Source organism: Paenibacillus sp. DS2015, from assembly GCF_050433705.1.
Taxonomy (GTDB): Bacteria; Bacillota; Bacilli; order Paenibacillales; family Paenibacillaceae; genus Paenibacillus_AQ.
The window spans coordinates 260719-286708 of the sequence record NZ_JBNPWS010000001.1 but is presented as its reverse complement, the minus strand read 5'-3'; the positions used below and the strand labels follow the sequence as shown (position 1 = coordinate 286708).

Annotated in this window: 25 protein-coding genes; 22 read left to right on the top strand and 3 right to left on the bottom strand. The window is 41.8% G+C overall.

Annotation, left to right across the window (positions count from 1 at the left end):
• Positions 1-12: 12 nt before the first annotated feature.
• From argC to J2T13_RS01510, 7 genes are read left to right on the top strand one after another with little or no spacing between them, the layout of a single operon-like run.
• Complete coding sequence (gene argC / locus J2T13_RS01540; protein ID WP_429367666.1) at positions 13-1053, top strand: N-acetyl-gamma-glutamyl-phosphate reductase; 1041 nt, start codon at positions 13-15, stop codon at positions 1051-1053.
• Entirely contained in the window at positions 1053-2894 is a 1842-nt protein-coding gene (locus J2T13_RS01535; RefSeq protein WP_429367664.1) for a M20/M25/M40 family metallo-hydrolase, read from the top strand. The genes argC and J2T13_RS01535 overlap by 1 nt, the downstream gene beginning before the upstream one ends.
• On the top strand, positions 2887-3702 hold the full coding sequence (locus J2T13_RS01530; RefSeq protein WP_429367662.1) for a 1-deoxy-D-xylulose-5-phosphate synthase N-terminal domain-containing protein: 816 nt from the start codon (positions 2887-2889) through the stop codon (positions 3700-3702). Before J2T13_RS01535 ends, J2T13_RS01530 begins: the two co-directional genes overlap by 8 nt.
• Complete coding sequence (locus J2T13_RS01525) at positions 3699-4628, top strand: transketolase (RefSeq protein WP_429367660.1); 930 nt, start codon at positions 3699-3701, stop codon at positions 4626-4628. The genes J2T13_RS01530 and J2T13_RS01525 overlap by 4 nt, the downstream gene beginning before the upstream one ends.
• Entirely contained in the window at positions 4618-5835 is a 1218-nt protein-coding gene (locus tag J2T13_RS01520; RefSeq protein ID WP_429367658.1) for an MFS transporter, read from the top strand. The genes J2T13_RS01525 and J2T13_RS01520 overlap by 11 nt, the downstream gene beginning before the upstream one ends.
• Before the next feature lie 17 nt (positions 5836-5852).
• Positions 5853-7088, top strand: a complete 1236-nt coding sequence (locus J2T13_RS01515; protein WP_429367656.1) for an ATP-grasp domain-containing protein — start codon at positions 5853-5855, stop codon at positions 7086-7088.
• Between the two features lie 14 nt (positions 7089-7102).
• A complete protein-coding gene (locus tag J2T13_RS01510) occupies positions 7103-7645 on the top strand; it encodes a flavodoxin family protein (protein WP_429367654.1) in 543 nt (180 codons plus the stop codon).
• A gap of 172 nt (positions 7646-7817) precedes the next feature.
• On the opposite strand, the gene J2T13_RS01505 is transcribed toward J2T13_RS01510, so the two are convergent.
• Positions 7818-8720 carry a LysR family transcriptional regulator gene (locus J2T13_RS01505; RefSeq protein ID WP_429367652.1) on the bottom strand — a complete coding sequence of 301 codons (903 nt, stop codon included), beginning with the start codon at positions 8718-8720 and terminating at the stop codon, positions 7818-7820.
• Between the two features lie 191 nt (positions 8721-8911).
• Between J2T13_RS01505 and J2T13_RS01500 the strand changes: the two genes are divergently transcribed.
• The 4 genes from J2T13_RS01500 to pstB all read left to right on the top strand — a co-directional run bounded on the left by J2T13_RS01500 (position 8912) and on the right by pstB (position 12508).
• On the top strand, positions 8912-9853 hold the full coding sequence (locus J2T13_RS01500) for a phosphate ABC transporter substrate-binding protein (protein ID WP_429367650.1): 942 nt from the start codon (positions 8912-8914) through the stop codon (positions 9851-9853).
• Between the two features lie 90 nt (positions 9854-9943).
• Complete coding sequence (pstC, locus tag J2T13_RS01495) at positions 9944-10849, top strand: phosphate ABC transporter permease subunit PstC (protein ID WP_429367648.1); 906 nt, start codon at positions 9944-9946, stop codon at positions 10847-10849.
• The gene (gene pstA, locus J2T13_RS01490) at positions 10846-11742 is read left to right on the top strand and encodes a phosphate ABC transporter permease PstA (protein WP_429367646.1); all 897 of its coding nucleotides are present in this window, start codon (positions 10846-10848) and stop codon (positions 11740-11742) included. The genes pstC and pstA overlap by 4 nt, the downstream gene beginning before the upstream one ends.
• Before the next feature lie 10 nt (positions 11743-11752).
• Positions 11753-12508 (top strand): phosphate ABC transporter ATP-binding protein PstB, encoded by a 756-nt coding sequence (pstB, locus tag J2T13_RS01485; protein WP_429367644.1) that lies wholly within the window; start codon positions 11753-11755, stop codon positions 12506-12508.
• Positions 12509-12603: 95 nt separating this feature from the next.
• Here the strand turns inward: pstB and J2T13_RS01480 are convergent, their stop codons facing one another.
• On the bottom strand, positions 12604-12801 hold the full coding sequence (locus J2T13_RS01480) for a hypothetical protein (protein WP_429367642.1): 198 nt from the start codon (positions 12799-12801) through the stop codon (positions 12604-12606).
• Positions 12802-12971: 170 nt separating this feature from the next.
• Between J2T13_RS01480 and J2T13_RS01475 the strand changes: the two genes are divergently transcribed.
• The 10 genes from J2T13_RS01475 (at position 12972) to J2T13_RS01430 (ending at position 24510) form a co-directional block, all read left to right on the top strand.
• A complete protein-coding gene (locus J2T13_RS01475) occupies positions 12972-14339 on the top strand; it encodes an FxLYD domain-containing protein (RefSeq protein WP_429367640.1) in 1368 nt (455 codons plus the stop codon).
• A gap of 12 nt (positions 14340-14351) precedes the next feature.
• Positions 14352-15527 (top strand): S1C family serine protease, encoded by a 1176-nt coding sequence (locus tag J2T13_RS01470; RefSeq protein WP_429367638.1) that lies wholly within the window; start codon positions 14352-14354, stop codon positions 15525-15527.
• Positions 15528-15559: 32 nt separating this feature from the next.
• Complete coding sequence (locus J2T13_RS01465) at positions 15560-15715, top strand: hypothetical protein (protein WP_429367636.1); 156 nt, start codon at positions 15560-15562, stop codon at positions 15713-15715.
• Between the two features lie 117 nt (positions 15716-15832).
• Positions 15833-17698: an ABC transporter ATP-binding protein gene (locus J2T13_RS01460; RefSeq protein ID WP_429367795.1), complete on the top strand. Its 1866-nt coding sequence runs from the start codon at positions 15833-15835 to the stop codon at positions 17696-17698.
• On the top strand, positions 17628-18305 hold the full coding sequence (locus J2T13_RS01455; RefSeq protein ID WP_429367634.1) for a response regulator transcription factor: 678 nt from the start codon (positions 17628-17630) through the stop codon (positions 18303-18305). The genes J2T13_RS01460 and J2T13_RS01455 overlap by 71 nt, the downstream gene beginning before the upstream one ends.
• On the top strand, positions 18302-19354 hold the full coding sequence (locus J2T13_RS01450) for a sensor histidine kinase (protein ID WP_429367632.1): 1053 nt from the start codon (positions 18302-18304) through the stop codon (positions 19352-19354). The genes J2T13_RS01455 and J2T13_RS01450 overlap by 4 nt, the downstream gene beginning before the upstream one ends.
• A gap of 85 nt (positions 19355-19439) precedes the next feature.
• Entirely contained in the window at positions 19440-20585 is a 1146-nt protein-coding gene (locus J2T13_RS01445; RefSeq protein ID WP_429367631.1) for a sn-glycerol-1-phosphate dehydrogenase, read from the top strand.
• A 102-nt stretch (positions 20586-20687) separates the two neighbouring features.
• Entirely contained in the window at positions 20688-21785 is a 1098-nt protein-coding gene (locus J2T13_RS01440; protein WP_429367629.1) for a GntR family transcriptional regulator, read from the top strand.
• Positions 21786-22130: 345 nt separating this feature from the next.
• Positions 22131-22835, top strand: coding sequence for an L-ribulose-5-phosphate 4-epimerase (gene araD / locus J2T13_RS01435; RefSeq protein WP_429367628.1), 705 nt, complete (start codon positions 22131-22133; stop codon positions 22833-22835).
• A 1-nt stretch (position 22836) separates the two neighbouring features.
• The gene (locus tag J2T13_RS01430) at positions 22837-24510 is read left to right on the top strand and encodes a ribulokinase (RefSeq protein ID WP_429367626.1); all 1674 of its coding nucleotides are present in this window, start codon (positions 22837-22839) and stop codon (positions 24508-24510) included.
• A gap of 119 nt (positions 24511-24629) precedes the next feature.
• On the opposite strand, the gene J2T13_RS01425 is transcribed toward J2T13_RS01430, so the two are convergent.
• The gene (locus tag J2T13_RS01425) at positions 24630-25238 is read right to left on the bottom strand and encodes an XRE family transcriptional regulator (RefSeq protein WP_429367624.1); all 609 of its coding nucleotides are present in this window, start codon (positions 25236-25238) and stop codon (positions 24630-24632) included.
• 249 nt (positions 25239-25487) lie between these two features.
• Between J2T13_RS01425 and J2T13_RS01420 the strand changes: the two genes are divergently transcribed.
• On the top strand, positions 25488-25907 hold the full coding sequence (locus J2T13_RS01420; RefSeq protein ID WP_429367623.1) for a phage holin family protein: 420 nt from the start codon (positions 25488-25490) through the stop codon (positions 25905-25907).
• Positions 25908-25990 lie beyond the last annotated feature (83 nt).

Genomic DNA, 25990 nt, shown 5'->3' with positions numbered 1-25990 from the left:
TCTGAATATAGTGTGAAACGAGTAGCAATTCTAGGCGGAACTGGTTTTACAGGCGCTGAAATATACAGGTTGTTAAGTAAACATCCCTTCTTTCAAGTGGAATTTGTCTCTTCAGAGTCTAAAGCTGGAAGTCCAGTAGACAAGTACTTCATGGCGTTTAGACATGGGAAAAGAACGAATGGCTTAAAATTCAGTAAAATTTCCGACCTGAACAGTAAATATGACATCATTTTTTCTTGTTTGCCAACAGGTGTCTTGCCCCAAGTGATTAACCAGGTATCCCTGCATACGGATTATATTTTTAATGTAAGTGGAGATTATAGAGTTACAGATTTGGAACTCTTACAACAACATTATCCTGAAACACTAAAGCACGAATTTCATGGCTCTAGTTATTACTATATTCCTGAGTTTAGCAGGATCGATCGTAATGTTAAGGTCGTAAATCTTCCGGGTTGTATGGCTGTGGCAACGATTTATAGCTTGTATCCGCTCTTGGCTCATGACTTAATCGAGAATCGCATTGTTACCGATGCAAAAACAGGCTCTAGTGGAGGTGGAAAAACGACGACTGAGCATCATGCTGAGCGTACGAATAATTTCCGACCATATAAAGTACATGGGCATAGACATAAGCCAGAGATTGAATTTGCTTTCAAAACGTATTTTGACAAAGAAATTGATCTGCAATTTTCTACCTATAGTCTTGATCTGCCGAGAGGAATCATGGTTACATCCTATTCGATTCTTAAAGAACAAGTCTCAGAGATTGATGTGAAAAAAGCCTTTTATAGCACGTATGCATCCCCACCGTTTATCCATTATTTCAATTCCAACGTCGGGCACAATTCTAATCCTATGATCAAAACGGTAGCGGGAACGAATTACGCGGAAGTGGGTGTCTATGTCGACGGTAATAATTGTGTATCTATCGCCAGTATAGATAATTTAATCAAAGGGGCTGGAGGACAAGCGATTCAGGCGGCAAATCTCTATTTGGGTTTCCCTGAGGAGACAGGGTTACAATCTGAATTGGAAGGAGTATGGCCTTAATGGATCACTTATATGTTATTAAGTTAGGAAGCAGTACTCTTGTGAATCATCCGGAGATATTTGAGGAAATCAGTGCGATTGTACACAGAGGTGGCAAGATTCTTTTGGTGGCAGGTGGCGCTGAAGGGATTAAACAAAAATATAACAATATTGATCGAGAGATACCGTTTCTTACGTTAGTAAGTGGGGATGAAGTTCGATACTGTTCCCCTGAAGAAATGCCCATCATTCGTGCTGCGTATGATGAAATTATTATCCCGATCGTCAATGAAAATCTGAGGAAACATCATCTTAACGTATTCTCACAATCAGGTGGGGAGAATGAGATTGTCTTTGGAACCAAAGCTAAACCTCTCAAAGTATTAAAAAACAATAAAGCAGTCATTGTCAGAGATTCGTTCTTTGGACACTTCACAGGGTGTAATGTGGAATTCTTGAAAGCTACTTTAGCTACATTTGATGTCGTGTGCCTGACACCTCCCATCATAGATAAAGAGCTTGGGGAGTTCATTAATATTGATGCTGACGTGCTCGCAGCCCATCTAGCGATTGCGTTAGAAGCACAACATCTAAGATTTGTGACGAGTACTTACGGAATACTTGAGAACGTAGAAGATGAAAGATCCACCCTCTCGGATGTTTATTTAGGTGATGAATTACATTCGATTAAAGGAAGAATGAAACAAAAGGTACGGGCTGCAAATTTAGCCATGCAACATGGGATCTGCGATGTATGTATTACTGGACCGCATACGTTAGCGGGCACAGGGAAAACTTGGTTTTGGAATATGGAAAGAGATTTAAATGATATGGACTTATTAAATAAGGTTGTGCGCATTCCCTCGATTTCCCAAGGTGAACATGAGCTAGCTCATTATTTGTTGGATACCATTCAATATCCAGGCGTTTTGGGTCGGATTGATGAAGTGGGTAACATTGTTTTTGAAAAAGGAAATGGACCTAACAAGCTGATGCTTCTAGGGCATTTGGACACCGTTCCGCATATCTGGAGAGTTGAAAGTGATCGTGATGGGATTACAGGCAGGGGTGTGGTAGATGCCAAAGGATGTTTCGTGAATTTCGTTCATATGTTGAGAGATGTTGAAGTGCCTTCGGATGGTTCTTTACTTGTTATAGGTGCCGTGGAAGAAGAAATATCGTCTTCTAAAGGAGCTCATTATATTAAAGATCATTACAGCGCCGATGCCGTGATTATTGGTGAACCCAGTGGAGAAGGTAGTCTAACATTGGGCTACTATGGACTATATAAATTGGAGATTACCATCAGTCGACCCCAAGAACATACGGCTGCCAAGGATGCACTGAGTGTTATCGATCAATTACATGTGGTTGTCGAGGAAATACGTGCAAGGGTGCAGAACATTGACCCACAATGTCTATCGTCACTGATTGATATCCAACACAGTAATGAGAAAGGAATACTCACAGTAACAGGGATATTGAATTTTAGAATTTCACCTCCTGCTGGCAAGGAGTACGCTTCGAAGATCGCATTGGATTTCGGTGACGAGGTGGTTGTTAAGGTGTTACGCGCTACACCAGGATTTGCTAATCCACGTAATTGTGTATTGGTCAAAGCGTTTGTTCGTAGCTTCGCGAAGGAAGAAAAGTCCATCCATTATATCAAAAAACGTGGAACGAGTGATATGAACACACTGGCAACGACATGGGAATCGATCCCCATGGTTGCCTATGGCCCTGGAGACTCCAGCTTAGATCATACGAATCATGAATACTTGGATATAAAAGAGGTGGAAGCGACTAGAACCATTCTTAAAGAAGCCGTTGGAGAATGGTTTAGGTTGAAAGGGAGTGAATAATATAGAAACCTTATATGAGCCTATTCCCCATGCTGAGCATCTAAATAACTTAGTTGCAATCACCCAAGAAGCAAGAAAGCTGATTATAGATATGGCTGCCTCGGAGACGGGGTGCCATATAGGTGGAAGTTTATCGGTAATAGATCTTCTTATTGGTGTTTATTCAAAATATGCAAAAGACGAGAACACCGTTATTGTGCTTAGTAAAGGTCATACAGCGGCGGCGTTGTATGCAGCACTTTATCTGTATGGGCTCATTGAAGATAATCCTGCTGATTCTTACGGTGAGAAAGGCTCCTTATTCACGGGTCATCCCAATCATAAACTGCCCCATATCCCATTCTCGACAGGGAGCTTAGGACACGGTATTCCTTATGCGGCGGGCTGGGCATTAGGACAAAAAGTTAAGAATCTTGATGGTTTAGGTATCGTGTTAGGTGGCGATGGCGAACTGCAAGAGGGTCTATGTTGGGAAACAGCTCAGATTATTCAGGCTAAATCAATCTCAAATTTCATTTATATCATAGATTGTAATGGCGGTCAGAATGATGGTTATGTCAGAGATATATCACCGCTCAATAACCTGAGAGCAAGATTTGAATCATTTGGGTTCCAAGTGGAAGAAATAGATGGTCATAACATGGAACAAATTTTAGCTGCATTAGAGCTCAAACATGAGAAACCATTAGCTCTGCTAGCCACAACAGTTAAAGGAAAGGGTGTAGAAGCTATAGAGGGAAATCCAGATGCTCATTACGCCAAAATACCCCCAAGAGTCGCTAGTAAATGGAAGAGGAGTTTAGGATGAGAAAATCAGGAAGGGAATCATATCGGGATGAACTCACAAAGCTTGCCTTTAATAATGAAAGAATCATTTGTATTGAAGCAGACTTAGGTGGGAAGAATCACCCATTTGAACAAAGTTATCCCGACCGTTTTTTTAACTTAGGGATAGCAGAATTGGCTAGTGTTGATATAGCGGCAGGTCTAGCCGAAGCAGGTTTTATTCCTTTTTTCTCAACCTTCGCTTCTTTTGCTGCTGTTAGAGCTGCGGAAAGTATCAAATTAGCCATGGGATATATGGAGAAAAACATCAAAATAGTTGCTGCTTATGGTGGAGTTTCAGGGGGTTGGTTTGGCACGACTCATCATTGTTTAGAAGATATTGCGATTATCCAATCTTTTCAGAATATACGAATTGCTTGTCCCCATGGAGAGTTAGAGACTAGGAAGGTTATCCAGGAAGCTGCGGTATCGCAAGAACCCTATTATATTCGTCTGGCGAGAAATGCTGTTTATGACAGTCTTGATCGAACGGAGGAAAGTAGTTGTAAAGAACTCATTATTGAAGGAAAAGTATCCACAGACACTAAACTTTGTTTAATATCAATCGGGGAAGAGGCAACTGAACTATGTAAACAGATCGTTCAAGACAATGACTCGGTTGTTCATGCACACTTATGTTATGTAGATTTAACTAGCTTAAAAAGTTATATCGGTGACTTAAAGCAACTTTCGGATACGTTTCTTGTCGTGGAAGAACATAGAGCTACAGGAAGCTCAGCTTCCAATCTAGCTTTATTAATGCCTGAGTGCAAAGTCTACTCTCATGATTGTGGTGAAAAGTGGCCCATTTATGGTGGCTCTCATAAAGATGTACTGGATTACTTAGGTTTTGGACTTGAACCGTTGCAACAGCAAATACATCTAATAGGGGGTACAAATGGTTTTTAGTATTCTAAAACCAAGGAATTTCCGTCATTTTTTCTTTTCAGATATTATTTCGGGATTCGGCGTGGGCATGAGCACCATTGGAGCGAATTGGTTTCTTATGGATCAGACAGGGTCAATTCAATTGATTGGGTTCATGCTCTCTTTAAATGTGATTGCTGGGTTAGTGATTTCCCCATTTGTTGGGACGTTGACCGATAAATTCAATCGCAAAAAAATTATTTTATGGACTAATTTATTTCGGACCTTAGGAATCGTTGCGATAATTTGTCTATTTTTAATATTTGGATTTCATACGGAATATCTATATTTTTTTACGATTATCAATGGCATGAGTTGGTCGATATATATGTCGGCATCTAGAAGCTTAGTGCAAGAGCTTCTTACAGAGAAAGAATTAATCAATGGTAATTCGTTAGTGGAGATCAGCTTACAGGTGGGCATGTTTATGGCAGGTGCGGCTTCAGGCATATTGTATAAATACTCTGGATTCGAACTTATTTTAACAATTAATGCTATCGCATTTATTCTAAGCAGCCTATTCCTTTATAGGGTCCAATACAGTCCTATTGTGATAGACAATAAAGAGGAGACCTTCTATGCTAATTTTAAAAATGGTATTACCTACCTAAAGGAGAGACCCTATATTTTTTGGATAGGAGTTGTAGCGATTGTCCCTTTAATTTCTACGATGATCTATAATGTCGTGCTTCCGGGATATGTCACTAACTCTGTTCGCGGTGATTCTGTAGTGTTCGGATTATCAGATATGTGTTATGGCATAGGAGGACTTATATCTGGGTTTATTGCGGCACCGTTTGCTCGAAAAATATCGAAACAAGGAACGATTGCACTGTTTTTCTTGTTAGCCATTAGTAGCTTACTTGCCTTGGCATTTAATAAATATATATTTGTCTTATATATAGGAAGTGTATGTATTGGTCTTAGTAATTCTTCATTACGAATATTGATAAATACAACGATCATGGAGACGGTATCCAAGTCTTATATGGGAAGAGCGTTATCGGTTTGGATGGCGATTTCGTTACTGTTGCAGACGGTTTTTGCCTCAGGTCTGGGTGTACTTATCGAACGTTATTCTGCGGGTGTAGGTTTTATGTGCATGAGTGTTCTAATGCTATTAGGGTTTGTGTTGTATCAACTGTTAGGAAGTAAAGTGAAAGCTAGTAACCAAAACTTAACAATCTAATGAAGTGGAGGGACGAGATGAATAGTAAAAGAATAGTCGCTTTTGTTGAGCCGAGTTTTTACGGGGTTAGTTTTGTTAGAGCTGCGTATGAAGAGGGCTACAAGATCATTTCGATTGTCTCTTCTTATGATAATCCTGCGAAGTATGGGTATGAGGGGCTATTTGATGATCTGATTATTGCGGATATTCGAGATGAAGACTCATTGTATGAAGCCATTACTCATTCGGCATACTCTGATAAGCTCGACGCTCTAATTCCGGCAACAGATTATGCTTCACATCTTACTGCGAAGGTGGCAGAACGACTCGGGCTAAAGGGAGTGCCTTATGAAGCAGCGCTGAAAGCAAGGAATAAAGATTTAGCCAGAGAAGCCTATGCAGATCACGCTGTTCCTAGCGCAAAGTTTAAGAAAGTTAAAACCTATGAAGAAGCAGCATTAGCAGCTAGTGAGATTGGTTATCCAGTCGTACTGAAGCCAACCAATGCTTCGAGTAGTCAAAATGTTTTTTTTATCAATAGTTCAAGTGAGTTGGAACAAGCGATGACTGAAATATTTGATTTTAAAGAAACCTATATGGACTTTAAAGTCCGAGAGGAGTATTTAATCGAAGAATATCTAGATGGACAGGAGTTTAGCGTAGAACTTTTTTTACAGGACGGGAACCCAATATTCTCTGCTGTTACCGAAAAAACAACTTCACCATTGCCATATTTCGTTGAGATTGTGCATACGTTACCGACTTCAGTATATCCTGAGAGAGAAGAGGATATCATTCATACGGCTGTCAGTGCACTAAAGGCAATAGGACTCATTAATGGTCCTAGTCATGTGGAAATTAAGCTGACTGAACAAGGACCTCGAATTATTGAAGTGAATGGCAGACCCGGTGGAGATAATATCTCGTCAGATTTATTAATTCAAGCCTTAGGGTTTGATATCTTCAAAGCTACAGTTCATTATTATTTGGATCTTCCCATCGACCTGAGTACCCATCAGAACAGAGCCGCTTCAGTAGCTTATTTGACTGCAGAAAAAGAAGGGATCGTATCACATATTCACGGGCTTGAACATATCGAGAATAATGAACATGTCATTCGTTCTCATATTTCAGTTCAATTAGGTGATCATATCATTGTTCCGAAAAGTTCTGATGATCGATTGGGCTATGTCATTACTGTGGGTAACACTCCAATAGAAGCCAGAGAATCAGCGTTAGCGGTAATACGGAATATTGAACTTGTTTATACTTAAGGAGGAAGATCACATTGGGAGTTGTTGTGCTTTACGGAAGTTCACGTAGACATGGAAATTCAGACAAACTAGCTGATTTATTAGTTGAGGGTTTGGATGCGGATCGAATCTATTTGTCGGACTATAATCTTCAACCTATAACGGACTATCGTCATACTGAACCTGGAGAATACCCAGAAGATGATTACCATAAACTGATTGACCTTGTATTGGAGCAGGATACGATTGTGTTTACGACACCGATCTATTGGTATGGCGTATCTGGCGTTATGAAGACATTTATCGATCGCTGGTCCCAATCATTACGTGAAGATAGACCTCATTTCATATCAAAAATGTCCACCAAAAAAGCCTATGTTATCGCTGTTGGGGACGATGAACCACATTTAAAAGGGCTACCTCTGATCCAACAATTTCAATATATTTTCGATTTTACAGGAACCCAGTTTGATGGACATATTATAGGCAAGGGAAATGAACCTGAATCGATTCTGGAGGATGCCGCTGCGCTTGCTCGTGTGGGGGAATTAAGGAAGAAAATAGCGCCTAGCGCTTAATTCTCACTCTTATATCGAGGTCTTATATCATTAATACGACAATAATCCGCCAGTTCTGAACTTGGTGGATTATTGTCGTTCGTGAATACATAATCAAACAAACCAAACCAAACTGCAGTAGTGCAAAACGATTATACGTATTAGTTAAATTAGCTCAGTTAACAAATTGGAGTTATAGCATATACTTTCGAGCAAATTGTACAAACTCACTTCGTAATGAGGAATGAGTTGTATCGGGATAAGAGGCCATGATCGATTGAATGGGAGTGGAAGTCTGTTCTGGCATAGGCAGACACATCAGTTGACCACATGCTAGCTCGTGCGTAATTCCTCTTTTCGGATAGAAGGAGATGTGCTCTCCTGCGTTAACAGCTAATTTAATAGCTTCGGAAGAGTCCATTTGTATTCTTTCCCACAGATGAATTCGATTGTTATTGGATAAGTCTAATGTAAATTCTTTGATAAATGATTCTTCTGCATGTTGAATGAAAAATTCCTTTGCAATATGTTGCACATCGATGTTGTTAAGGTTCGTGAACGGGTGATGGGGTCCGAAGATGACAACTAATTCATCCTTAAATAGAGTTTCTGTTTGGATAGGTTCTTGCATATTTTCAGTAGGATCTAAGGAATAATAGAATACGATATCGACGTCTTGGTTGATAAGCATCTGTTTAATAGAATTTGTAGGTTTAACAGATACTTGTAGAGAAATACCCGTATGCATTTTGGAGAAGTCGCTAATCATTTTGGGTAATGGAGATATGCTAGCGAGACTATCTACGCCAATATGTAAAGTTCCTTTGTCCAGGGCTGCATAATCTTGAACGACTTTTTTCGCTTCCGAGGCTAGACCGGTAATCTTTAATGCATAGGGATAGAGAGCTTTACCGGCTTCTGTAAGTAACATCCTTCCTCTTTTGGACTCGAAAAGGGCTGTTCCGAGCTCCTCCTCTAGACTTTTCATATGAAAAGTAACAGAGGGCTGCTTTATATTCAACTCTTTAGCCACATCCGTCACCTTTTTATATTTCTCGATATATACAAGGATCATTAGCTTTAGAATGCTCATCATTTTATCCTCATCTCAAAGTTTATAGTTCTATTATAGATTTATTCTATGAAGTTATAAAGTTTATATATTAAAATTTATTATTGCATTTACAAACTAACGTTTTAGCAATAATGTTCGAGAACTACAATAAGTTTGTAAGTTATACAGAAAGCTCACGACGTTGAGCACACATACAGGGGAGAGATTAATAAATGAAATTAAAGAAACCATTATTCATGATGAGTACACTGGCCCTACTACTTGTGACAGCTGCATGTGGATCGAACAACGGTGCTAACACTACGAACAACGCAACCCAAGGAACAGCAAACTCGACAGAAACAACATTAAGTGGATCTATTCTTGCGGTTGGATCAACGGCTTTACAGCCTTTGGTTGAACAGGTTGGACAGAAATTCATGGGTGATTCTAAATATTCCAAAATACAAGTACAAGTACAAGGCGGAGGAAGCGGAACAGGTCTTACTCAAGTGTCTGGCGGCCAAGCAGATATCGGTAATTCTGATGTGTTTGCAGAAGAGAAGTTGAAAGATGCTGATGCAGATAAAGCGAAAGAACTAGTTGATCATCAAGTGGCAGTCGTGGCTATGGCGACAGTAGCGAATAAAGATACAGGTGTAGATAGTTTAACTCAAGCACAACTCGTAGATATTTTCTCAGGTAAAGTTACGAACTGGAATGAAGTTGGCGGTATTGATGAGAAGATTGTTATCGTGAACCGTCCGAGTAGTTCAGGTACACGTAGTACTTTTGAAAAATATGCACTAGGTACAAAGGTTGATGATATTGCAGGTTCAATTCTAGAAGAATCATCAGGTAACGTTAGAAAGATTGTGGCTGAGACACCTGGAGCGATTGGATACCTTGCATTGTCTTATCTAGATGATTCAATCAAATCTATTCAATTCGATGGTGTAGACGCAACCGTTGATAATGTTACAGCAGGCACCTATCCAGTATGGGCTTATGAGCACATGTATACCAAGGGTGAGCCGAATGAAGTTGTAAAAGCATTCTTGGATTATATGACTTCTGATGAAATTCAGAATGGTGATGTCGTAGAACTTGGTTATATTCCAGCTTCCAATATGCAAGTTACTCGTGATGTAGAAGGTAACATAACAAAGAAATAATTGAAATAATAGGACTGCATCGATTAGTAGAATATTGTCGAAGAGGCGGATTATCTGCCTCTATTTTCACTTTAAGAAAGAAGGACAACTATGAAAGTTAAAAAACAATCACCTGTCCTTATCCAAAAACATCACGTAGAGGATTGGGTGGGTCGGATCTACACCACCTTTTGTGTATCTCTCCTCGTGATCATTATCGTGTCCATGATTTACTTCGTGGCATCGAAAGGACTGGCGACCTTTTTTACGAACGGCGTTCATGTAAGTGACTTTCTATTTGGGACGAAATGGGACCCTGATGGCGAAAATCCTGTATTCGGGGCTCTACCTTTTATTGTTGGGTCTTTTGCTACATCCTTGTTAGCGGCGTTAATTGCCAGTCCATTAAGTATTTGTGCCTCTTTATTCATGACGGAAATCGTTCCTTCTTGGGGTAAAAGACTGCTGCAACCGGTGATTGAGTTGCTAGCTGGAATTCCGTCTGTTGTTTATGGATTTGTAGGTTTGACAGTTATTGTACCATTGTTTCGTGACATCTTTCCCGGGCAAGGAATCGGGGTTGCTGCAGGAGCGCTTGTACTTTCTGTCATGATTTTGCCGACCATTACAAGTATTACTACGGACGCTTTAAGTTCATTACCCAAGGGATTGAAGGAATCCTCATATGCGCTTGGTGCGACACGTTGGCAGACGATTGCTAGCGTTATTATCCCTACTGTATTGCCTTCGATTCTGACAGGGGTTGTACTTGGGATGGCTCGCGCATTTGGTGAAGCTTTGGCCGTTCAGATGGTGATTGGTAATGCTCCACACATTCCGCAATCGTTATTCCAATCGGCAGCAACCTTGACAAGTATTATTACGCTTAATATGGGGAATACAGTCACGGGCTCGGTTCAGAACAACGCACTATGGAGTATGGCACTAGCGCTCATGATTATGACGTTTATATTTGTAATTATCGTTAGGCTCTTGGAAAGGAGACATCGGATTTGAAACCGAAAACAGCTGATAAAATAGCTACTGGCGTGATTGTCACCTTTTCCTTACTTATTGTCGCTGTACTCTTAGGTCTACTTGGATTTATTCTATTCAGGGGGCTAAGTCATATTAGTTGGTCTTTCTTAACGTCTGTACCTCAGACCATCAGAGCAGGGGGCGGAATAGGTCCGCAGTTATTTAACTCTCTCTTTTTATTAGTATTAACATTGCTTATTACGATTCCTCTAGGGCTGGGCGCAGGGATTTATATGGCTGAATATGCAAAGCCAGGTAAAATAACTGGAACTATTCGTCTAGTTGTAGAAGTTCTATCCTCTTTTCCATCGATTGTGGTGGGTTTGTTCGGTTTCTTGTTGATCGTAAATACTTTTGGATTCGGATTCTCCTTATTCTCGGGTGCACTTGTTCTCACCATCTTTAACCTTCCACTTATGGTACGGGTAACCGAGCAGGCCTTCCGTGGTGTTCCTAAAGAGCAGAAGGAAGCGGGACTTGCCCTCGGATTATCGAAATGGAAAATTATTACTTCTGTCTTGTTGCCAGTAGCTTTACCGAGTTTAGTTACAGGTACGGTACTTGCGGCAGGACGTGTATTCGGAGAAGCTGCAGCATTGCTCTTCACAGCAGGGATGTCCACTCCAAGGCTTGATTTCACAGATTGGAATCCGCTCAGTCCAACATCACCGATTAATCCTTTTCGCCCTGCTGAAACATTGGCCGTGCATATTTGGAAAATCAATAGTGAAGGTCTTGCTCCCGATGCGGCAGCCATTGCTGCTGGAGCCTCAGCCGTGCTGGTCATTCTCGTGTTAATATTCAATTTGCTTGCCAGATGGCTAGGAAGAGTAGTATATCGAGCATTAACGGCATCTAAAGTTATGGAATAGGGGACTAACTATGCAAACAACCTTTCGAACCGAACAGTTGAGTGTTTACTACGGAAAGTATGAAGCAGTAAAAAGTATTGACCTGGACTTCCCAGAGCAAAGCGTCACAGCTCTAATCGGTCCTTCAGGTTGCGGTAAATCAACTTTCTTACGCTCATTGAACCGAATGAATGATGAGATTGTGGGATCTAGTATTAAAGGCAAGATCTGGATTGACGGGGAGGATATCAACGATCCGGGTACAGATGTTATTAAGCTTCGGCAAAAAATAGGGATGGTATGGCAGCGTCCTAATCCATTCTATAAATCCATTTACGAGAATATCGCCTTTGGCCCGAAGTATCATGGGATTAAGAATAAGAAGAAGTTAGATGAGATCGTGGAAAGTAGTCTACAGAAAGCTGCATTGTGGGATGAAGTGAAGGATCGATTGAAACAGTCTGCACTTTCTTTGTCTGGTGGGCAGCAGCAACGGCTATGTATTGCAAGGGCCTTATCTGTAAATCCGCATATTCTGCTGTTAGATGAACCCGCATCGGCTCTTGATCCGGTATCTACTGCTAAGGTCGAGGAACTGATCATTGAATTGAAAAAAGAACTAAGTATCGTCATCGTTACACATAACATGCAACAAGCTGCGAGAATATCGGACCATACCGCTTACTTTTATCTTGGTACCCTTATAGAATATGATGAAACAGAGAAAATATTTACGAATCCATCCAATCCCAATACGCAGGAATATATCTCAGGAAGATTTGGATGATGAAGAGTTACAATACAAATGAGGCGTTACAATAAAAAGACCGCGAATCTTGGACACAAAGATTCACGGTTTTCGGCTTGTTTGTATAGAGAAATTCAATTAACGGACCCCTTTGAGCTTGGGTTGCTAAGCATGCTGAAAGCTATGCCTAGCGTAATCCCTATAACTCCTCCAATAGTAACACACCATACTAGGTCATAGGTCTGTAAAAGGAATAAGAAGGAAATACCACTTCCAAGTGTAGTCCCCGCTAGTAATCCGAGTGAAGCTCCTATTCTTTTGTTAATGTTCACTATGTTTCACCTCATCTATATAGATTGAACTAAATATGAACCTCATATTCATGATTTTCTTTAGAAATATATAAAGTGATATAATTGTTGGTGTATTTTTCCTTTTTACTATATTATAATTGTTGATATAAATAGGAATATAGAACTAATACATAATGGAGGAAAATGCATTGTATTGTCATATATGCGGAGCCAAGAGCACGCCAGGCACAGCATTTTGTACCAGCTGTGGCACAAAGTTACATACTTTAGAAGAACAAAGAGCCTTTCAAGAGGCGGCGGCACGGACAGAGATTGAGGTAGGGGCAGCTATAAATGTAGAGACAGAGTCACTGTCACACTCACAATTAACTACAGACCCACAGACTGAGGTAGAGTTGGAGATACACACAGAGACAGTGACGCAGACAGCTGCCACGCTTCAGCAGAGTAATAACGAACTCTTACCCCCTAATAATGAAGAGACTTCCGTTAATACGCAGGTTCGTAAAAAGAGTCGGATTTTTGTATGGTTGATACCGCTGTTGTTGTTAATCGCGGTGGGATTAGCTTTGATTTTCTATTCAAAGTATGAGGCTAAGATTAATGAACAGGTGCAGGCTCTGCATGAGAACGCTGAAACTGAAGCATTAGCTGGCCGTTATAAAGTAGCAATGGAGTTGCTGGATTCGGCTGCTGCCAAGCGGCCTAGTTATCAGGCTTTGGGTCAGGATCGCAGTATTCTAGTAGAAGCGGAAGAATTACAAGTACAACTTGCGGAAGCCGTTGATGAATTAAAGACGCAAAAGCTGAAGGAAAGCGGAGCCTCCATGAACAAAATTGCTAAGATTTTGGAGAAGAGGGATGAGTCACTTTTTGCCAGCATAAAGAAGGAGTTAGCTGAGAATCAGGTGAAGCTGACGGTTATGACTGTAAAAAGTGAGTTGGATCAGCTTGACACCGTGGAGGAACTCTCTGAGAAACTGGATAGTGTCGCGAAGCTTGAGGGTCCAGAAGTAGCGGAAGTGAAAACGCTAATCATGAATAAGCTGGTTGAAATCAGTTATACAGTTGCTGAGAAGATGCTTAAGAGCAAGGATTATGTTGGTGCGTTGCAGGCTGTGGATAAGGGGCTTTCCTTCGAGGAGGATAATAACAAATTAAGCACCTACAAGGAACGGATTCTTAATGAGAAGCAGGCATTTGAAGAGGCAGAAGAAGAGCGTGTTCAACTCGCTGAACAAGAGGCTGCGGAGGAAGACTTAAATAATCGGACTGCAGCAGTCTATGTAACTGATTTAGAGGTTGTTTTGGATGAATACGGTGACCTTGAAATTAGCGGTACGGTCAGTAATACAGCCACAAGGCCTATTAATTCGGTTGATTTAAATATAGAAATTTATGATGCTGCAGGATCGTATATAGGTGAAACGACTGCGACGGTATATCCATACCGTCTTGAATCCGGCGAGTCTGGCGAATTTTCTGCAACATACTATGGAGTATATGAAGAAGAGGCACGAGTAAATGTCGTTGATGCTACTTGGTATTTGGAATAGGAGGCCACAAGAATGTCTAAAGGAATATGGGCTAGTATCATCACCAGTGTGATCATTCTGGGAGTGGGATCCGGTGGAGCATTCATGATTCACAAGTCCGCTGAACAGCAATTAAACAGCGGACCTCTGCTTGCGGTGACACCAGTAGAAACAGTGGTTGCGCAACCAGAATCAAATGAAGAATCAAATGAAGAATCCAGTAAATCAGATACAGAACCAAAGACCCGAAAGGATATTATTGAGGCTAGCCAGAAGCTCGTGGTGACGATTGAGAGCGAGGATGGGATAGGCTCCGGATTTTTATATAATGACCAAGGGGATCTACTAACCAATGCACATGTTGTTGAAGGCTCACGTGAGGTCACAGTACGGACATTAAACCATGAGGAATATAAAGGAATTGTCATCGGAATAGGTGTTGATACCGATGTGGCTGTTGTTCGTGTAGAGGAAATGAAGGGTATGGACCCATTGCCGATTACACGCACGCTCAAAGCAGAGATCGGGGATGAAATTTTAGCGCTTGGCAGTCCGCTCGGTTTGGAGAATACAGTGACGACAGGAATCATTAGTGGTCTTGACCGCAGTTTTGAGATCACTCCTTATAGTTATACCAATGTGTATCAAATTTCTGCGCCTATCACTAATGGGAACAGTGGTGGACCGCTAGTGAGTGCAGTCACTGGAGAAGTGATTGGCATCAACTCGGCTCAAGCTATACAGGAATCAGGAATTGGATTCAGCATTCCCATTACCAGTGTGCTCAAACAGGTGGAGGAATGGTCGGATCACCCGATGACAGAACTGTCCAGTTCAAGCAGTAGCAGCTCGGATAATATCAAATACGACGATTCTTACTCTACCGCTGAAGAGCTAGTTACTTACTTCTATCAGAGTCTAGACCTAAGCGATTACGTAACGGCTTACTCCTTGGTGGGGAGTAACTGGCAAAGTAGCACTAGCTATGAAGATTTCTGTGAAGGTTATCTTTTGACCACCCATGTTACTGTCGATGAAGTGAAGGCTCTAGAAGAGAATGAAGATGGCGCAACAGTAAGTGCTCTAATAACAGCGGAGGAGCTTCGCGAAGGAGAAACAGTCTTTCAACAGTACCAGCTTAGTTATACGCTGGGGTATGAGAATGGTCAATTAATGATTTTGTATGGCAAGGGTAAGAAGGTTGAGTAGGTATGTAGGCTGGGTTAACAGCGTATTTTTTTATGGAAATAACAAAAGTAGATCTGGTTGTCCTTTGCGGAAGCCAGATCTACTTTTTTGATGAACCCGAAAACAAGCTACGTTATTTCAGACATGGGAATGGATATATAAGCAGTATTCAGTGGTATCTTCATCCTGGCTGGATAGTAACGCTGTGACATGGGGATTATTCGTTTAACTTCAGTTTACATAGGAGAGTTATTGTATTCTTACGGTAGGGAAGGATCGTAGAAGACCTTTCATACATCCGTAAGAAAAGGGGAACATCCATGGATATGTATTCAACGAACCATCAAGGAAGTAAAGTGAGTAATCGTAAACCTTTCCTTACTCTGCTCAAAGAAACAAAGCCTTCCTATGGTTTGCTGGCTATAGCTATTGCGCTTAGCATGGTATCAACTCTAGTTGGATTGCTTATACCTATGTTTACCAAAAATTTGGTGGATGGCTTTTCACTTGCTTCTATTAGCAAAATGCAAATTGCAGCGATCGTAGGTGCATTTATCGCGCAGACGTTTGCTGGCGGCATCGCTATTTATTTATTGAACTATGTCGGACAGAAGATGGTTGCTAGTCTTCGTGAACGTCTGTGGCGTAAGTTCCTAGTTCTGCCTGTATCGTATTACAATGAGGTCCGAACTGGTGAAAGTGTCAGCCGGATGACGAATGATACGGGAGTAATCAAGACGCTGGTTTCAGAGCATATTGCAAGTCTTTTTACCGGAGTGATCTCTATTGTCGGTTCAATCTCTGTGCTGGTCTATTTAAATTGGAAAATGACGTTGGTATTGTTTACTGTGCTTCCACTATCTGCGCTCATCCTTGTGCCACTGGGGCGCCAGATGTACAAAATATCAAAGGGTATGCAGGACGAAACGGCTTCGTTCACAGCTACACTAAGTGGGGTATTGTCGGAAATAAGATTGGTGAAATCTTCAGGGGCAGAAAGCAAAGAATATGAAGCTGGAAAAGCAGGGATTATGAATTTACTGTCCTTCGGAATCCGCGAAGGTAAAATTAATGCAATGATCAGTCCACTCGTCTCCTTTGTATTCATGATGTTACTTGTGATCATTATCGGTTATGGGGGCATGCAAGTATCGGTGGGTGCTTTGACGGCTGGGGAATTGGTCGCATTTATTCTGTATCTGATTAATATTGTGATGCCACTTACCCAGTTGACCATGTTTTTTACGCAAATTCAGAAAGCCAAGGGTGCTTCAGAGCGTATTATTGAAACACTGGGGGTAGAAGAAGAAAAGTACGAAGGGGAAGAGAATATAGGTAGCGCAGAGGTTGCTATAAGTTTGGAAGGCGTTTCTTTCGGATATATGCCGGGTGATAACGTGCTGAACAATGTGAGCTTTAAGATACTACCTGGTGGGGTAACCGCGATAGTGGGACCGAGCGGAGGTGGGAAAACGACGCTATTCTCCCTTTTGGAGAGGTTCTATGAACCTTTGTCTGGTGTGATCAAGTATGGTGATAAGCAAGTTTCAACCTTCTCGCTAGCGTCCTGGCGCAGCCGAATAGGCTATGTTTCCCAAGAAAGTCCACTACTGGCAGGAACGATTGCCGAGAACTTAACGTACGGACTGGAGAGGAAAGTAAGTAAGGATGAAATGACCAGTGCTGCAAAGATGGCGTATGCCGACGGTTTTATTGAAGAACTTCCAGACGGATATAATACTGATGTAGGCGAACGCGGGGTGAAGCTATCCGGCGGACAACGGCAGCGGATTGCGATTGCCAGAGCTCTGTTGCGTAATCCAGCCATATTAATGTTAGATGAAGCCACCTCCAGTCTGGACAGTCAGTCAGAGGCTGTTGTACAGAAGGCACTTTCTAATCTAATGGAGGGACGGACAACGGTTGTTATTGCTCATCGGCTGTCTACGGTTGTGAATGCCGACCAGATTATTTTTATGGAGAAGGGTCAGATTACGGGTATGGGAAGACATGAAGAGCTACTTCATAACCATGAGCTATACAAACAATTTGCTTCCCAGCAGTTGCAAATGCTAGTACCGGAAGATCATAATAGCGTCGTAGAGGAGGATAGACAGATATATGACAAGAATATTAGTGGTGGACGACGACCCGAACATTCGCGAATTAGTGGAAGTGTTTCTGAGGCTTGAAGGCATAGATGAGGTGTACGGGGCTTCCGATGGAATAGAAGCCCTTCATTTCCTAGAAAGCACCATCGTAGATATGGTGATCCTCGACGTGATGATGCCGAATATGGATGGTTGGGAGCTATGCCAACAGATACGTAAGATCTACGATTTTCCGATCTTAATGCTAACGGCCAAAGGTGAAACCTCTCAAATTGTTAAAGGCTTTGAGCTTGGGACGGATGATTATCTAGTAAAGCCGTTCGAGCCACTAGTGCTTATAGCGAGGGTTAAAGCGCTATTGAAACGGTATCAGATTTCGGCGGCGCAGAGTGTAATGATTGGTCGTCTACGTATGAATCGAAAGACTTATGAGGCGTGCACGGATCATGGGGAGATTTCGCTGCCGTTAAAAGAGTATGAGTTATTGTTCAAACTGGGTAGTTATCCTGGACAGACATTAACGAGGGATCGACTGATTCAAGATATCTGGGGTTATGATTATGAGGGCAATGAGCGTACGTTGGATGTACACATCAATCGCCTGCGTGAACGATTTCCTCGTGAGAAATGTGGGTTCGTCATCCGAACCATACGAGGTCTGGGGTACCGGCTGGAGGGAGATATATGAAGCATGTCAAAAAAATAATTAAGGCCGTCTTAATCTATTTGGCCTTTTTTATCTCCGTTGGTATTAGTTGGTCTGCAGCCTATCTCTTAATGATTCGTATATACGATAGATTTGGCCGTCCTTCCTCAGAATATTTAATGCAATTGTATATTGTTTTGGTTGGGATTATTATCTCTCTTATACTTATGTTGGTATTCTATAAGGTAATCCAAGGATGGGAACGTATCTTTCACAAATCCATCATTGATGGTATTCGTCGGATTAGCAAGGGCGATTTCAATGTTGTTCTGGAGAAGAATAAGGATTACGGCGAATTCGAGGGAATCGTCGAGAGCATCAATGAAATGGCTAGCGAGCTTAGCCGAATGGAGACGATGCGCCAGGATTTCATCTCCAATGTATCGCATGAGATTCAGTCACCCCTGACCTCTATCCGTGGTTTTGCACATGCGTTACAGGATGAGACTCTTAGTGTGGCCAACAGAAGACATTATCTTAACATTATTGAAGCTGAGAGCGTACGTCTGTCCGGGCTCAGTGACAATCTGCTGAAGCTGTCAGCACTAGAAGCGGGCAGCTTCCCGTTTGAGATCAAGCCTTATCGTCTGGATAAGCAATTGCGAGAGATGATTCTGGCCTCTGAGCCGCAATGGCTAAGGAAGAACATTGAAGTGGAGGCGGAGTTGGAAGAGATTTCTATGTATGCGGTGGAAGATCTGATGAGCCAAGTCTGGACCAATCTGTTACATAACAGTATCAAGTTTACCCCACAGGGAGGGTTTATTAACATCCGACTTCAGACTAGAGAAAAGAGGGTCGAGGTGGTGATAAGGGATAGCGGAATAGGTATTGCTGAAGAGGATTTGCCCCGCATCTTCGAGCGTTTCTATAAGGTGGATAAAGCCAGGAGTTCCAGCGGAGGTGGTAGTGGGCTCGGTCTATCACTGGTGAAGAAGATTGTCGAGATACATGAAGGAAACGTATGTGTAAAAAGTAATCCTGGTGAAGGAACGGCTTTTGTAGTGAGTCTACCGGTGCCGATTAAATAAATCTACTGTTTACACATAACTTGTATGTACCTTTTATGATACGATGAGACGATAAGAGAGCTTAAGTACTGAGGAGGCCATATGATTGCAGGAACTAATTGCACGATGGAATGAGCAGGCGAAGGAGTGTCTTTGTGGCAATTCACACAAGGAAGTGCATCTGACTGATATTGTGATTGAAGAGGGGGCATTATTCAAAGTCGCTCCATACCTACTGAGTAAATCGTATCAACAGGTTACGATCGTTGAAGACGCTCACACAGCTGAAGCAGCGGGCAATACAGTGGAGAAATCAATAAAAGCATCAGGGATTATGGTAGATCAGATTCTACTAACTGAAAATGCAGTAGGCGATGTCATCGCAGATGAATCTTATATTGCGCAGGTACTGATAGGGGTATCACAATCATCGGAAGCTGTTATTGCTGTCGGTTCGGGTACGATTCATGACTTAGTACGATTTGTTTGTTTCAAAATGAATAAACCGTTTATTTCGGTACCTACCGCAGCATCGGTTGATGGGTTCACCTCAGCGGGCGCACCTTTAATTGTTCAAGGCGTAAAAACGACATTTCAAGCTGTACCTCCAGCAGCGCTTTTTGCGGATTTAGATATCTTGGTCGCTGCACCTCAGGTCATGACAGCTGCTGGATTCGGCGATATGTTAGGTAAATATACTTCACTAGCAGACTGGCGTTTATCCAAAGCTATGGCGGATGAACCTTTTTGCCCATTAGCTTATGACATGACAGAAGAAGCTTTAATGCAGTGTGTGGAAAACGTAGAGGAGATTGCAGCTTGTACTAAGGATGGTTTACGCATCTTGATGACAGCTTTAGTTGCTTCAGGGATTTCCATGCTTATTATCGATCACTCTCGTCCGGCCTCTGGTGGTGAACATCATATTTCGCATCGCTGGGAGATGGAGTTCATTGAGAAAGGACGCAAACAGGTTCTACATGGAGCTAAAGTAGGTGTAGCCTCGGCTTTGTTAGCGGATATTTATCGTCATTTGGCTGTTACAGAAGAGAATGAGAACTTTAAGGTATACGCTGAATTACCAACAAGTTCACAAATGCGTCATTGGCTTCAACAAGTAGGGGGGCCCACAACGATACAAGACCTTGGCGTATCCGAGGAATTGCTCGCACTAGCCTTACAAACAGCACATACACTGAGAGATCGTTATACAGGTCTAAAGTATATGAGCCAAAAAACAAATGAACGTTAGAATCAAAATCGTTAATACTTGTACGTACAACTATTTTTTGTGTTATAATATCGTATGCTTTGAGCTTCACAATTAGAAATCAATGTACTAACGGAGGAATACATGACTGCGAAATATAGGCAAGTAAAACATGAGATTCTATCATGGATTCATTCATCTAAACTTTTGCCAGGAAGCCAGCTCCCTTCAGAGAATGAAATTTCCGAACAGTATAAGGTTAGTCGTCAAACGGTGAGGCAGGCTATAGGTGAATTAGTACAGGAAGGATGGCTATTTCGTATTCAGGGTAAAGGAACGTTCGTAGTTAATGAGCCTGGGGTTAAGGTTGATAATAATAGTACCCAGACGATTGGTGTTATTACGACTTATATATCGGATTACATATTCCCGTTAATCGTGCAAGGTATTGAGAGTGAACTACGTAGCCGAGGATACCGTCTTGTATTATCTAGTACAGATAATGATCGAAACAAGGAACGAGAGTGTCTTGAGATGATGCTCGATCAATCCCTCAGTGGCGTAATCATGGAACCTACCAAAAGTGGAGAACGTAATCCCAATCTCAGCTACTTTTTAACGTTGGAGAATAGACGAATTCCTTATGTAATGCTTAATGCTGCTTATGAAGAAATGAATTCACCCTGTCTGCGAGTGGATGATGAGCTGGGCGGTTTCCTTGCAGCTGAACACCTGATTTCTTTAGGACACCGGAGATTAGCAGGTTTTTTCAAAACGGATGATATGCAGGGGATTCGTCGAATGAAAGGCTTCATTGGCGCGCACCATAAATACAATGTCTCATTATCTCCCTCTTCAGTGTTTACGTATACGACGGAGGAGAAGAATGATACACCCATACAGCAAGCGAAGACACTTTTAAGTCAATCTGTTGAGGACAGACCCACTGGCTGGGTCACGTATAACGATCAATTGGCTGTAACTCTACTTGATACCGTCCGTTCTTCAGGATTATCCGTACCTCATGATCTATCGATTGTAGGATTTGATGATTCATTCTTAGCAACCGCAACGGAAGTAAAGCTTACAACCGTCAGTCATCCCAAGCAGGAGTTAGGAATTAGAGCTGCTGAATGGATGATTGCAATGATTGAAGGTAAGCCGGAACTGCCAGAGGATAATCAGATGATCTATAAGCCTGAATTAATCATTCGAGAGTCAACAGCCAGCCCCAATGAATGAAGGATGTTAGATTGCTTCATCTAGATACCCAATTAGAGTCTTTTCTCACGATGAGAAAAGGCTCTTTATGGTTAGGGAATGAGAAAGTATAAGTTTCAAATTTTCATGGCGTGTATGCTTACAAGAAACGGTTTCCTGTCGCTAAAAGGATGGCGAAGCAGGTTTTTTTGTTGTTCTAAAAAAGGGGTTGGAATAGTTGTACGTACAAGTGTATAATGTAATCGTAGCATGAAGCGGAATCATTTCTTATTACACTAAGATTGAAATGATATGGGTCATTATGTTATGCGCTTACATGATCATCTTCAGGGAAAATGAACTTAAGGAAAAGGAGATGCTGTATACATGTTAGAACAATTAAAAGAAGAAGTTCTTGAAGCAAATTTAGCCTTGCCGAAGCACGGACTTGTAACGTTTACTTGGGGAAACGTGAGTGGGATAGACCGTGAGCAGGGACTGGTCGTTATTAAGCCTAGTGGTATTCCTTATGAGGAACTAAAAATGGAACAATTGGTAGTTGTCAATCTACAAGGGGAAATCGTAGAAGGGAACTTACGTCCATCTTCGGATACACCAACCCATCTTGCATTGTATAGAAACTTTGAAGGAATCGGAGGTGTTGTACATACGCATTCTCCATGGGCAACAAGTTGGGCGCAAGCGGGAAGGGGGATTCCGGCATTGGGCACAACTCATGGTGACTATTTCTATGGGACTATTCCGTGTACTAGAAAGATGACCGTAGAAGAAATTGAAGGTGAATATGAGCTAGAGACAGGTCATGTTATCATCGAAACATTTAAGGATATTAACCCGATGGATGTACCTGGCGTATTAGTTAACTTGCATGCTCCATTCTGCTGGGGTAAGGACGCTCATGACGCTGTCCATAATGCTGTAGTAACCGAGGAAGTTGCCAAAATTGCTTATAGATCCTTCGTGTTAAATTCTAAGTTAGAATCTATGGATCAAGCACTTCTAGATAAACATTTCTTCCGCAAACATGGTGCGAATGCCTATTATGGTCAGACTAAGAAGGAGGATGTCTAATATGAGTAACAAATATGCTATTGGTGTGGATTATGGTACGGAATCTGGACGTGCGGTATTGGTTGATCTGTCAAATGGGGATGAAATTGCTACACATGTGACCCCTTATCGTCATGGCGTTATTGACGAAGTACTACCCGGAACTGGATTGAAGCTCCCTATGGATTGGGCACTGGAACATCCTCAAGATTATATAGAGGTACTTACGAATTCCGTTCCAGCGGTAATGAAAGAATCGGGTATCTCACCAGAGGATGTTATCGGTATTGGGATCGACTTCACAGCCTGTACCATGCTACCCATTGATGAGAAAGGCACACCACTTTGTCTAAGAGAAGATTTCAAAGATGATCCCCATAGCTGGGTGAAACTCTGGAAGCATCATGCCGCACAAGATGAAGCGAATCGTTTGAATGAGATTGCTGCTGAACGCGGTGAAGCATTTCTTCCTCGATATGGAGGTAAAATTTCATCAGAGTGGATGATTGCTAAGGTTTGGCAGATTGTGAATGAAGCACCAGGAATATACGATGCAGCAGATCAGTTCGTGGAAGCGACGGATTGGGTTATTATGCAAATGTGCGGTAACTTGAAGCGTAATCAGTGTACTGCCGGTTATAAATCCATCCATCATAAACGTGACGGTTATCCAAGCCAGGAATTCTTTAAAGCTTTAGATCCACGAATGGAGAATATTGCTGAGACAAAGCTGCGTGGTGATGTGTTCGAACTTGGAACAAAAGCTGGAGGATTGACGCCTGAAATGGCAAGTCAAATGGGGCTTATTGCAGGTACGGCGGTAGCTGTAGGCAATGTGGATGCCCACGCGGCTGTGCCGGCTGTAGGTGTTGTTACGCCAGGTAAGCTAGTCATGTCGATGGGAACCTCCATTTGCCACTTGCTGCTTGGGGATGATGAACGTGAAGTTGAAGGTATGTGTGGTGCCGTAGAGGACGGCATTATTCCAGGTTATTTTGGTTACGAAGCAGGCCAATCGGCAGTAGGTGATATATTCGCTTGGTTCGTAGAGCATGCTGTACCGGCTGCTGTTCAAGAACAAGCGAAGCTAGAGGGGATTTCAATTCACGAATGGCTTGAGAAGAAGGCCGCTGCCTACCGTCCTGGAGAGACAGGACTACTGGCATTAGATTGGTGGAACGGTAATCGATCGGTCTTAGTGGATACGGATCTGACAGGCTTAATCGTAGGGTATACTCTGTTAACGAAGCCGGAAGAAGTTTACCGGACTCTTCTAGAAGCTACGGCATTTGGAACCCGCACCATTGTTGATGCCTTCCATAACAATGGAGTGCCTGTGGATGTCCTTTATGCTTGTGGCGGCTTGCCACAGAAGAACAAGCTTCTGATGCAGATTTATGCTGACGTTACAGGTCGCGAAATTAAAGTAGCCGCTTCTACACAGACACCGGCACTTGGTGCTGCGATGTTCGCAGCTGTCGCAGCGGGTAGTGAAGCTGGGGGTTATGATAACATTGTAGATGCAGCGGAGAAAATGGCCCGGATTCGTGATGAGAGCTTCACACCTATTCCGGAGAATGCAGCAATTTACGACGTATTATACAGTGAGTATAGTAAGCTCCATGATTATTTCGGACGAGGGAAGAATAACGTGATGAAGACTTTGAAATCTTTGAAAGAACAAGCAGTGGAATAGTACAGCTAGAAACTAGCAATGTTCATATAAACACTTTCAATCGATATGAATACAATTAAACAAAGCTCTGGTCTTGACATGTATTGTCAGTGACCAGAGCTTTTGTATGGGAAAGACCGCTATTCATGATTGTTTTCATTCGAGTCATTATGCAGCACGGAATCTGCAAACAAAATGGATTTAGGAATGCGAAAAAATTGCTCCGTTTTGTCCTGAAATGTTCGAGAAGGATGCGTCCCTTGATGCAACCATTTGCGAAAGGTACCTGGATGAGCTCCAATCCATTGACTAACATCACTCACAGATAGATCATGGACCATACATAACCCCGTAAGAATTTGGTTCTGTATAGGCGAACGTGTAATCGTTCTACGCATAAAGTGGGAGTGGGAAGGCTGACAAATGACAGGGCTTTTCTGAATGACCTCTTCATTAAAAAGAATATGACGAGGATATCCCAAATACTGGCACACTTTATCTAAATTTTTCTTAGAAGGAATCCGTCCTTCATATACCCATACACTTACACTTCGAGATGAGACAGATAATTCTTCTGCTAATTTGGATAGTTTGATGTCTTTAACCATTAGAACAGCTAAGAGTACACGGTTGCGAATTTGACAGCGAGTCGGTTTACGGAAACGTTTCACACGAACGCCTTTCCCTAAATACTTACGATTGATCAGAGACCAAGCCTGAATCGAATGTTTTTCTGGTTGTGTAGGCATAATTCCTCCGATTTTATTGGAAATATTAGAAAGTCTGGACTTTCATCTTAGTTTATTGGTAAACGATTGCCGTCTTTTTGGGAGGACAATCATTTATCCTTGTTTAAATAGTACCTTATTTGCAAAGGTGCTTTCAATAGTAACTCGAAATCAATCTATCTGTAAATCTATTAAATACAAGATAAACAGCTGAGCAAAAGATAACTTTCATCATATAGTAAGATATGAGTGTGTGAGAGGAGTGATCACTTGAATACAGCAATGTTAAATGGATTGGGCGGAGTAGCAGGTGCATTCATAGCGTTTACTTTTGGGGAGTGGAATCAATTATTAAACGTCTTTCTAGTGATTATAATCATCGATTATCTGACAGGCGTATTAGCGTCTCTCAAAGAGGGAAATGGACTAGATAGTAAGATAGGGTTCTGGGGATTATCACGCAAAGCATTAATGTTTCTGGTTATATTGTTGGGGCATCAAATAGATCTCTTGCTGGGTACGGACGTTGAGATGGTAAAAAGCGGAGCTATTTATTTCTATATGACCAACGAATTGATATCCATTACGGAAAACTATGGTCGATTAGGATTGCCTTTGCCAGATAAGATCACACGTGTCATTAATATACTGAAGAACAAGGATAAGCAGGGCGACGATGATAAATCATAAATGGGTAGGCTCCTTTCCCAAACCGAGCAGATTATGTTATATTTTTGATGAACTTTATTAATTCAATAGGACAAGGAGCATAT

What these genes read in the sequence shown, in the direction of transcription:
- J2T13_RS01535 (WP_429367664.1), top strand. Translation starts at nt 1,053, where the DNA reads ATGGATCACTTATATGTTATTAAGTTAGGAAGCAGTACTCTTGTGAAT.
- J2T13_RS01525 (WP_429367660.1), top strand. Translation starts at nt 3,699, where the DNA reads ATGAGAAAATCAGGAAGGGAATCATATCGGGATGAACTCACAAAGCTT.
- J2T13_RS01520 (WP_429367658.1), top strand. Translation starts at nt 4,618, where the DNA reads ATGGTTTTTAGTATTCTAAAACCAAGGAATTTCCGTCATTTTTTCTTT.
- J2T13_RS01515 (WP_429367656.1), top strand. Translation starts at nt 5,853, where the DNA reads ATGAATAGTAAAAGAATAGTCGCTTTTGTTGAGCCGAGTTTTTACGGG.
- J2T13_RS01505 (WP_429367652.1), bottom strand. Translation starts at nt 8,720, where the DNA reads ATGATGAGCATTCTAAAGCTAATGATCCTTGTATATATCGAGAAATAT.
- J2T13_RS01500 (WP_429367650.1), top strand. Translation starts at nt 8,912, where the DNA reads ATGAAATTAAAGAAACCATTATTCATGATGAGTACACTGGCCCTACTA.
- pstC (WP_429367648.1), top strand. Translation starts at nt 9,944, where the DNA reads ATGAAAGTTAAAAAACAATCACCTGTCCTTATCCAAAAACATCACGTA.
- pstB (WP_429367644.1), top strand. Translation starts at nt 11,753, where the DNA reads ATGCAAACAACCTTTCGAACCGAACAGTTGAGTGTTTACTACGGAAAG.
- J2T13_RS01470 (WP_429367638.1), top strand. Translation starts at nt 14,352, where the DNA reads ATGTCTAAAGGAATATGGGCTAGTATCATCACCAGTGTGATCATTCTG.
- J2T13_RS01465 (WP_429367636.1), top strand. Translation starts at nt 15,560, where the DNA reads ATGGAAATAACAAAAGTAGATCTGGTTGTCCTTTGCGGAAGCCAGATC.
- J2T13_RS01460 (WP_429367795.1), top strand. Translation starts at nt 15,833, where the DNA reads ATGTATTCAACGAACCATCAAGGAAGTAAAGTGAGTAATCGTAAACCT.
- J2T13_RS01455 (WP_429367634.1), top strand. Translation starts at nt 17,628, where the DNA reads ATGACAAGAATATTAGTGGTGGACGACGACCCGAACATTCGCGAATTA.
- J2T13_RS01450 (WP_429367632.1), top strand. Translation starts at nt 18,302, where the DNA reads ATGAAGCATGTCAAAAAAATAATTAAGGCCGTCTTAATCTATTTGGCC.
- J2T13_RS01440 (WP_429367629.1), top strand. Translation starts at nt 20,688, where the DNA reads ATGACTGCGAAATATAGGCAAGTAAAACATGAGATTCTATCATGGATT.
- araD (WP_429367628.1), top strand. Translation starts at nt 22,131, where the DNA reads ATGTTAGAACAATTAAAAGAAGAAGTTCTTGAAGCAAATTTAGCCTTG.
- J2T13_RS01430 (WP_429367626.1), top strand. Translation starts at nt 22,837, where the DNA reads ATGAGTAACAAATATGCTATTGGTGTGGATTATGGTACGGAATCTGGA.
- J2T13_RS01425 (WP_429367624.1), bottom strand. Translation starts at nt 25,238, where the DNA reads ATGCCTACACAACCAGAAAAACATTCGATTCAGGCTTGGTCTCTGATC.